Below are 8,197 nucleotides of genomic sequence, written 5' to 3' on the forward strand. Positions count from 1 at the left end.
TCCTCGTCAGTCAGCAGCAATTCAACCTTCGGTCGGCCTGTCCTCATCGCGGTATCCCCCGTTCCAAGATACCGCAATGGCATGCAGGATTAATGCCAGAAACTAACGGGACAGGACACTAGCCTCCCGGGAATCAACGCCAGTTTCGGACAACCCTTCATGCCCATCGAAAAAGCTCGCCTGTACCAGAACGTCGTGATGAAGCTCTCGGTGCTTCGCTACATGGTGAAGAGCCAGAGCAAGGCAGGCAAGACCGACCTGAACCGTGACTGCGAGTCGTTTTTCAGGGACGTGCTGAACCTTGTGTATGGGTATTCGCTCGTGAACCTCAACGATGACGAACTGAACCATGCCGCCATCGACCTGGCCGACGACAGCAGGCGCCTCTGCATCCAGGTGACTGCCACATCAGCCGTCGGCAAACTGCAGGAGACGATGCAGAAGTTCGTTAAGCATGGGCATGACACGAAATACGACCGCCTCGTGTTCCTGATGCTCGCGGACAAGAAGAACTATCAGCCACGTTCGTTTGAAGAGTTCAAGGGCAAGAGCTTCTTCGACTGCAAGAAGGACGTATGGGACATCGATGACGTGCTGTCCCAGGCCGAGAAGGGGACGGTCGACGAGCTCAAGGCGCTCAGCGACTATCTCGACGCACAGCTGCCCTCGATCACCCGAGCGATCGCACCCACCAGCCTCCTGGCCCAGGCAGAACAGGTGGTCGACAAGCCAGCAAAGACTGCCGCAGCCTTCCTGACCCATTTCGGCCATACGCCGGGGGCCGTTGAATGGGCCGCCGAGTTCACAGCCCTCCAACGGCTCTACAAGAAGCTGCAGGCACTTTCCAAAAATCAGCGCGAGTTTCTGTCGTTCATCACGATCAACGGGACCGACTCGCAGTTCAAGCACCGCCGCTCGATGGTCATCCAGACCGTGACTCAGCGCCTGCAGATTGGCGAGGCGCATACCCGTGAGTATTACGTTGCGCTCGAGGCGGCCGGACTTATCGAGGTGGATTCCGAAGATCGCGCCAAGAGCTTCGAACTGACCTTCGAATTGGAAAGCGGTTGCGACGCGTTCACGCTGCTTCAAGAGTACTTGGCGACGGCCGACAAAATCACCAAGGCCATCGTGGACTGCGACTTTTCGATCTTGGACTAGAGACTGGCGCCACCAAGGCGAGTACCAGTTTCGCGGGGCAGTGCGTGCCGCTGGCCAAAGGCGCGCCAGGCCGTCGGCGGGCACGGCAGGGGGCGTGCGCCGATGCAGAATCCGCGCATGCCCACCGACATCAGAGTGCCGATCCCCCAGCCTGGCGAATACCTGCGCCTGTATTTCGACGAGATGGTCGAGAACGATGGCTTCGACCTCGCGCTGGACTACAGCGTGTCCGAGTTCGACGAACTGGCCCGGCTCACCGGCCTGACTGTCACGGACGCCCCGGCGACCGACGCCGGCGCGGCCGTCCACTACACCGTGTCATGGGAGGCTTTCCACGCCTGTGATGGCAAGGCCGTCGGTGGCGACCACTCGCGCGTCGTGCGGGGCCGCAAAGACGGCGCCGACTGGGTGTTCGACAAGGCCGCAGCGCCGACCACGCGCAGCACGGTCGACGAGTTCTGAGCCGCGCCGCCGATGTGGATCGCGTTTCATAAGGACTCGGTGGACGTCGACGTACTGTGCGAGGACCTGCGCGTGCACGGTGCCGTCTACTGGCACACCACGCGGCCCAACTTTGCCAACGTGACCTACCAGGTCGAAGCCCAAGGGGTGGAAGTCATCGCCTGGTGCGCGCGCCCGAACGGCGACTTCATGAACTTCCTGGTGCGGGTGGGCGTGCCTGACCAAGGGCCTGAAATGTTGGACGCGGTCGCCGCCGCCATCATTCGTTGGCAGGACCTCGGCGAGCCGGTCCCGCACGCCGAGCCTGTTCGGCTCCTTCAGGACGGCAGGGTCAGGCGCTGATCCGGCTTGCGCTCGACCCGGTGGGTCGGGTGTTGGCCGGTCTGCAGCTGGTACAGGATGAACAGCCCTTCGGGCATCGGCAGGCCTGCCTCCCAGTCCATCCATTGCACTTCAGACACGCACACGGCTCCGGCAGCCTGCCGCACCGAGTGCTCCGCCGCTACGCGCAGCGCGACGATCGCCGACGGCTCTGGTTGACCCCTTGAGCGCCTCGGCCAAAGCCGCGCTGGCTGACTGTTCTTGCGGACCAGGCTCAAGCGCACGTCGTCCCAGTCCAGGCCGATGAGGACGGCCTGGGTGGGGTCGGCCGTCGACCGGAGGTACAGCGCCGCAACACCTGGCGGCTTGGCCGCCTGGTAGTCGCGGATGGCCTCCTCGAACGCCGACCGTGCGGCGTCCACGCGAGACACCACCAACTCGCGCAGCGCCAGGTGGACCGTCCCCAGGGCTTCCATGCTCATGCGAAGGCGCTGGCGGACATCAATCCTGTCAGGCTGTTCGGCCAGGACGCTCGCCTTGAAATCGGCCGTGCCGAGCTGGTTCTTGAACGCCAGCAGCCTGACGGCATCCGCCCAGCCGTTGGCGTCGACCCTGGGGTCGTCAGCGCCCTCGAAGCCCTGCACTGCGCTGCCCTGGTGCTGGACATGGTTGCGCAAGGCATAGACGAAGCGATAGTCGGCGCTGTTGGCATGCATGTCGTTGAGTGCCTTGCGGACGGCCGATGCGAAGTCCGGCGTCAGGTCCAGCGCTTTGAACAGCTGCGGCGCCTGGTCGACATAGCTGCGTATGGCCGTCAGCACGTTGACGACCTGCCGGTTGGCGTCGCGCAGGATCTGGGCGAGCGACCCATAGTGGTGGTCGAACTCCAGCGTGGCACTCAGCCCGATCCGCGAAAAGGCCAGCTCCATGTCCATGAAGTTGCCGAGCATCAGCTCATAGCCCTGTTCAAACGCCTGAGCGTCGGAGAGCGTGGCGCCGGCGCGTACCAACTCATGAAACCGCGCTTCGGTGAACTCCAACCGCGGGTGCGGATCGAAGATTTGCTGCTCCAGGATGTATCTCGCCGTCACTGTGGACTCCCTCACTGCGGCGCGCGGCCGCAAAACCTAGGCGTCAAGCTGTCGATCCGATCCACACCATGTGCCGAGACGATGCTGGCAGCACCTCAGCCCTGGCCAACCCCCGCAGCAACCCGATGCGGGTGTGGCCCTCGGCGACATGCAAGGCGGCCGAACTACCGACGACCGCCCCCGTCAGCACCACGGGCGGCACCAGCCAGGTGCCGTGCTCGGCCCAGTGCCGCTGGACGTCGGCGCGGGAATCGATGCATTGCCAGCCTGCAACATCGAAGCGTGTGACGCGCTCGCCAACGTTGGAGAACCAGTTCTGGAATGCGGGCAGCGTGGACGCATCCATCAGCGACGCTGCCTCGACGCCGACCAGCGACCACGACAGCGTATTGAGCTGCAGCGAACCATAGGCCTCCTGGTGGTCCGGCTTGCGGCCGTGGTCGGCGTAGAACTGCTGGGCCACGGCCGCAGGCGTGCCCGGCAAGGCCTCAACAATCGCCTCAACCGAGATGAGCCCGGTGCGGGTGTTGAACGGCAGCAGGAGCAGATCGGCAAACTTCATTTCAGAAGTAGTGTCCACGGCCCAGCCAGCTCAGGACTTTGACCCCGAAAGACCCATGCGTGAAAGCCACCTGGCCCACCTCGTGGCAGGCCTGGGCGCGTCCTCGCTGGCCGGGTGGAAGAGGCGGTCCAAGGAGGTGTCTCTGGCGGGGACGCCAGGGATGGCGTAGATCAGCGAGTCGATGGGGTTGCCAGGATGCTCGTACACCAGGTGCTGGCCGCGCTGGAATGCTTCGGTGAGCACGGGCTGCTGCGAACGGAAGAAGATCGCGTTCTTCGCGTAGACCTGGACCGCCTTGTTGCAGATGTCGACCTCGTGGTCGTCCAGCACCAGAGTTGTAAGCCTTGGCTCGGTTAGATACCGCGATGGCCGACACACGAGCACGCAGATGTGCGGCGTGATCGGCACAAACAGCTTTGGCGACGAAGGGGGGTTCTGGACGTTCTTGACGTTGTGGAAGAAGCCGTCCCCGAACACGAACTCGCGGCCCTGGGAGTACACCGCGACGAACTTGCCACGCGATCCGATGTTGTCGGCGACCAGCCGCTGGGAGTTCCGCATGTTGAGGCCGATCAGCGCGTTCCGCTCAGCCGTCGGGAGCGGCCCGCGCAGGTCCTCGGCCAGGGCGACAGACGCCTCCCGGTTCATGGGCCCGCGGATCGCCAATGAGACGGCGCATTCGCTCATGCGCACCAACTCGGCATCGGTGCACGGCTGCGCGACGTAGCGCTGCCGCAGTTCCTGGACCCCACGCACTGGCTTGCGCTCCAGCCCTTCCAGCCACTTGATCAGCTCCGGGAATGCATCGTCCGCCCTGTCGAAGACGCGCTCAAAGCTGTGGTCCCACCCCGTGTCCTCATCGTTGCGCCCCAGTTTGATGTGGTGCCCATTGCCGATGACGCCCAGCCTGGCCGGCGGGATCCGCACGCAGCTCCCGTCGGGCTTGAGCCAGCCGGTCTTCCCGTCGTCGCCGGCCCAGTGGCGGGACACGCACACGGGCCACCAGTGATGCCGCTCTGATTTCAGCTTTGCCATCGGATGATCTTCCATGAACCGCCCCGGCGGCTGCCATGGGGTGCAGCCGCGGTTTCCACCAGCCCGATCGACCCGCACCCCTGTGGTGCACAGTTGCTATGGCCTGCGGGCCCGCGGCAGGGCCCATGGGCATAACGGTTTAACATTCAGATACATCGTTGGGCCCTTAGTAAAAGCGATTCCCAGGGAAATTTGATGAGCAGGTTTGCAGAACTCAAGCGACTCGATAAGAAAACTCGAAACAAGCTCCGGGCCATACTCAGCATCGCCGAAGGCAACGCGATTCCCGGCCTGGCGGATCTTCGCGGCGCGCTGGGCAAGGACCAGTCCAGCGCCCTTGACGTCATCCTGAACAGTCGGACCCCGCTGAAGGCGGTCCGAACTTCCACCCCCTTCCCCAAGAACCCGCCGTTCGTCGACACCCTCCAGCCTGCGCGCGTGATCGGGCTGGACGAGATGCTGAGCGTCATCGAGGTCGGCGTCGTCAGTCACAAGGAACGCCTGGCCCGCCTCGCCGCGCAGTTGCATGCGATCGACCAGCTTTATGCCGAGCGCAACAAGGAGGCCTGCCTGGACGGCATCATTGCCGCCATCCAGTCGGAAGGCTGGAGCCACGCACTGCTGCGTCGCGTCGTCCTGATCCGGGAGAACCAGCCCAAGGGCACCGTCGACGAGCGCGTCGAAACCCTGGTTCGCCAGGCCGGCATCAAGAACGTCCCGGTGGCGTCGCTGATCCACGCCTACTCGCTGGACCAGAACATCCTGACCATCAAGCGGTCCATCCTGAACATCGCCGACCGCGGCACCATCAACCGCTACACGCGGGCGATTTCACGGCTCTCGGTGCAGCCCTTCGCGGCGTCGGTTCAAGACCTGGCGCAGTTCCTGTCGGAGGTCGAGCGGTGCTCGTTGATGGACGCGGTCATCCTGGCGAAGTTCAACGCCCACCTCTTCGAGCTCGGCGACTACCCTGCCCTGTCCGAGATCGCCGCGGCCCTGGGCCAGGCTGAGCTCTTCGAGCCCCTGGTCGCCACCTACGAGCGTGACAACGTCGAGAGCGAATACGCCCTGTTCAAGCACTCCACCGCGTGGATGGAGTACGACCCGATCCGGCGGTATCGCATCCTCATCGACAACTACTACGACGCCTCGCGGGACGAGGCGGCAGAGCTGCCGCCGGCGCTGGCCGAGCAGCTGCGCGCCTGGGTCGGGGAAGCCACGCCGCACGACCTGATCAGCGGCCCGCCGTTCACCAAGCACGGCTACCAGGCCCTGGCCGAGCTGGAGCTGTCAGGCACCGCCACGCGGTCGGCCCTCTTCAACTACTGGCTGACCGAGTCCGAGGGCCAGATCGGCTTCGAGAAGGAAGACCTGCTGAAGCTGATGGGCGTGACGCGCGACCTGGCGCGCACGGTGCCCATCCGGGCCGTGCGCACGGCCGCGAAGCTGGCCAAGGACAGCCTGGTCCGGCTGATCCTGCTGCTGTTGCTGGCCAAGCGCAGCAAGAACGAGCTCGACAGCTTCCTCCTGCGCAAACTGCTTGAGGACACCGCCTTCAAGTATCACGACGGCTCGCTCGTCGAGTTGGTCAAATCCTATGAGAAATCTCATCCCTATGTCGCTGAATATATCTACGACATCGCGACCGAAGATTTCCTGGCCAAACTGACCCGGTTGGCGCCCCATCGCTCCGATATTCCGGAAATTCGCGCGTCCCTGCACGAATGGATGGCCAGTTTCACGGGCGATGAGCATTTCCTGCAACGCGCCCGTGCGGTCCGCATCGATCATCAAATCAATCGCGTCCGCAACGAAATCGACGACCACCGCATTTACGTGGACCCCTCGCGCTTCGCGTCCTGGATCGAGGACGAGATGATGATCGAGTTGAACAATGCGCTGACCTCCACGGGTTCCGGCAAAAAGGGTGTCGCGGTGACCTGCGACGAAACCATGCTGCATCTGGTCATGACCCAGAGCTACAACTCGTTTTGTTCGAACGCGGTGTTCGGCATCGCCTCATACCTGGGCCGGCGCATCCGCCACGGCACCTTCCATGGCCACCTGTATTCCAGCGTGGTCAACGCGCTGCAGGCCAACCCCAAGTTTGAGCCGCTGTTCGAACACGCGCCGTTCGCGGCGAAGTGGGAGGCCTGGAAGGACGCCTACAACAAGGCGGTCCAGACCATCATCGCCGAGCGCCTGCATGTGCACTCGAAGTCCAAGCCCCACGGCCTGCTGACCCCGGAGGTCTACTGGCCAGCCAAGCAGGAGGTGCTGTCGGCGGCCGTAAAGGTCATCAGCAGCAACTACACCGAGACGACGTCCATCGCCGGCATCGATCAAACCATGATCGACTACTGCTGGCGCCTGGCCGAGCTGGATCTGGTCGCTGTGACCCGCTACTTGCGCGCGCAGCAGACGCCGCTGAAGAACGAGAAGTTCCTGCTGCAGGAGCTGGTGCCCGCAGCGGCGCCTTCCGGCGCCCGCCTGGCGGACTCATTCCGGCGCGAGCTGCAGCTGTCGATCGACCGCAAGCTGGCCGCCATGTTCGGCTGGTTCAAGAGGCCGTCCATCGTCGCGCCCATCGCGACGGTGTCACTGCTCTTCGCCGCCACGGTGGCGGAGGTCAAGGACTCCATCCCCGACTTTGATCCGCAGGCCGGGGCCGACAGCAGCAAGGAAGAGATCGAACTGGTCGGCGATTTCTATCACTTGATCTACGACTCCTTCGCCATCGCCGTGCGCAACGCGGCCAAGTACGCCGACCGCAGCCAGCCGCTCAGGCGCAACTTCGAAATCGTGCGCGACAAGGGCAAGCGGCTGGTGGTCGACTTCAGCTCGACCATCCTGCCGGCCGACGACCCGGCCGACGTGTCGGCGGACATCGAGGCGCGCAAGCAGGCGGATTTCATGGACGCGAATATGTATGAAGACAAGAGCGGAATCTCCAAGTTGCTGCTCTTGGCCCACAATCGACGAGAGTTTGTGCTGGACCGTTACGAGGTCGTCGGCAACGAGGTAAGAGTCAGGTTTATTTATGCTCTTGAACACTGATCACGTCCGGTGCTTGATCGTCGAGGATGACCCTTTCAAGCTGGAGGGTATCAAGGCTTACTTGAATAGTGTGTTCGCGGGCACGCTCGATATATCGGTATGCCAGGCGCTGGCGTCGGCGACCGCGCTGCTGGGTTCGCAGGTATTCGATCTGGCCATCATCGACATGTCGATTCACAGCCACGAGCCGGAAGCCGGCAGCGGATCGCCATTTCCGCTGTCATCGGGCGGTCTGGACGTGCTGTTTACGATCGTCTATTCGGAAAACGGCGCCAATACGCCCTGTATCATCCTGACCCAATATCCTGATATTGAGATCGAGAGCCTTCCCATTCCGGTGGAGCAGGCCAAGCAGGAAATACTCGACAAATTCGACATCGACGTGGTCAGACCTGCAAAATCCATTTCGGCGCAACGCGTTGACGGGGCAAGTCCGGCGAGCAGTTCGCGTTCATGACGGGCTCGGCAGCGGCTGACGCGATTGAGCAGCATTGGCGCCGAGAACGGC

8 protein-coding genes are annotated in these 8,197 nt (G+C 63.2%); 5 read left to right on the forward strand and 3 right to left on the reverse strand.

Annotated elements, in window-relative coordinates; genetic code table 11:
* Nucleotides 1-159 precede the first annotated feature (159 nt).
* The 3 genes from LXT12_RS26420 to LXT12_RS26430 all read left to right on the forward strand — a co-directional run bounded on the left by LXT12_RS26420 (nucleotide 160) and on the right by LXT12_RS26430 (nucleotide 1,965).
* Nucleotides 160-1,161 (forward strand): SMEK domain-containing protein, encoded by a 1,002-nt coding sequence (locus LXT12_RS26420; RefSeq protein WP_233395489.1) that lies wholly within the window; start codon nucleotides 160-162, stop codon nucleotides 1,159-1,161.
* Nucleotides 1,162-1,278: 117 nt separating this feature from the next.
* Nucleotides 1,279-1,623 (forward strand): hypothetical protein, encoded by a 345-nt coding sequence (locus LXT12_RS26425; RefSeq protein WP_233395495.1) that lies wholly within the window; start codon nucleotides 1,279-1,281, stop codon nucleotides 1,621-1,623.
* 39 nt (nucleotides 1,624-1,662) lie between these two features.
* Nucleotides 1,663-1,965, forward strand: a complete 303-nt coding sequence (locus LXT12_RS26430) for a hypothetical protein (protein ID WP_233395496.1) — start codon at nucleotides 1,663-1,665, stop codon at nucleotides 1,963-1,965.
* Here the strand turns inward: LXT12_RS26430 and LXT12_RS26435 are convergent.
* The 3 genes from LXT12_RS26435 to LXT12_RS26445 are packed head-to-tail and all read right to left on the reverse strand — an operon-like array spanning nucleotide 1,941 to nucleotide 4,647.
* The gene (locus LXT12_RS26435; RefSeq protein WP_233395501.1) at nucleotides 1,941-3,035 is read right to left on the reverse strand and encodes a hypothetical protein; all 1,095 of its coding nucleotides are present in this window, start codon (nucleotides 3,033-3,035) and stop codon (nucleotides 1,941-1,943) included. The genes LXT12_RS26430 and LXT12_RS26435 overlap by 25 nt on opposite strands.
* Nucleotides 3,036-3,078: 43 nt before the next feature.
* On the reverse strand, nucleotides 3,079-3,597 hold the full coding sequence (locus tag LXT12_RS26440; protein ID WP_233395503.1) for a hypothetical protein: 519 nt from the start codon (nucleotides 3,595-3,597) through the stop codon (nucleotides 3,079-3,081).
* A gap of 30 nt (nucleotides 3,598-3,627) precedes the next feature.
* Nucleotides 3,628-4,647, reverse strand: coding sequence for a hypothetical protein (locus LXT12_RS26445; protein WP_233395505.1), 1,020 nt, complete (start codon nucleotides 4,645-4,647; stop codon nucleotides 3,628-3,630).
* Between the two features lie 180 nt (nucleotides 4,648-4,827).
* On the opposite strand from LXT12_RS26445, the gene LXT12_RS26450 reads away from it, so the two are divergent.
* Nucleotides 4,828-7,689 (forward strand): hypothetical protein, encoded by a 2,862-nt coding sequence (locus tag LXT12_RS26450; RefSeq protein WP_233395506.1) that lies wholly within the window; start codon nucleotides 4,828-4,830, stop codon nucleotides 7,687-7,689.
* A gap of 13 nt (nucleotides 7,690-7,702) precedes the next feature.
* A complete protein-coding gene (locus LXT12_RS26455) occupies nucleotides 7,703-8,146 on the forward strand; it encodes a response regulator (RefSeq protein WP_233395508.1) in 444 nt (147 codons plus the stop codon).
* Nucleotides 8,147-8,197 lie beyond the last annotated feature (51 nt).

This window comes from Pelomonas caseinilytica (assembly GCF_021353235.1).
GTDB classification, from domain to species: Bacteria; Pseudomonadota; Gammaproteobacteria; order Burkholderiales; family Burkholderiaceae_C; genus Pelomonas; species Pelomonas caseinilytica.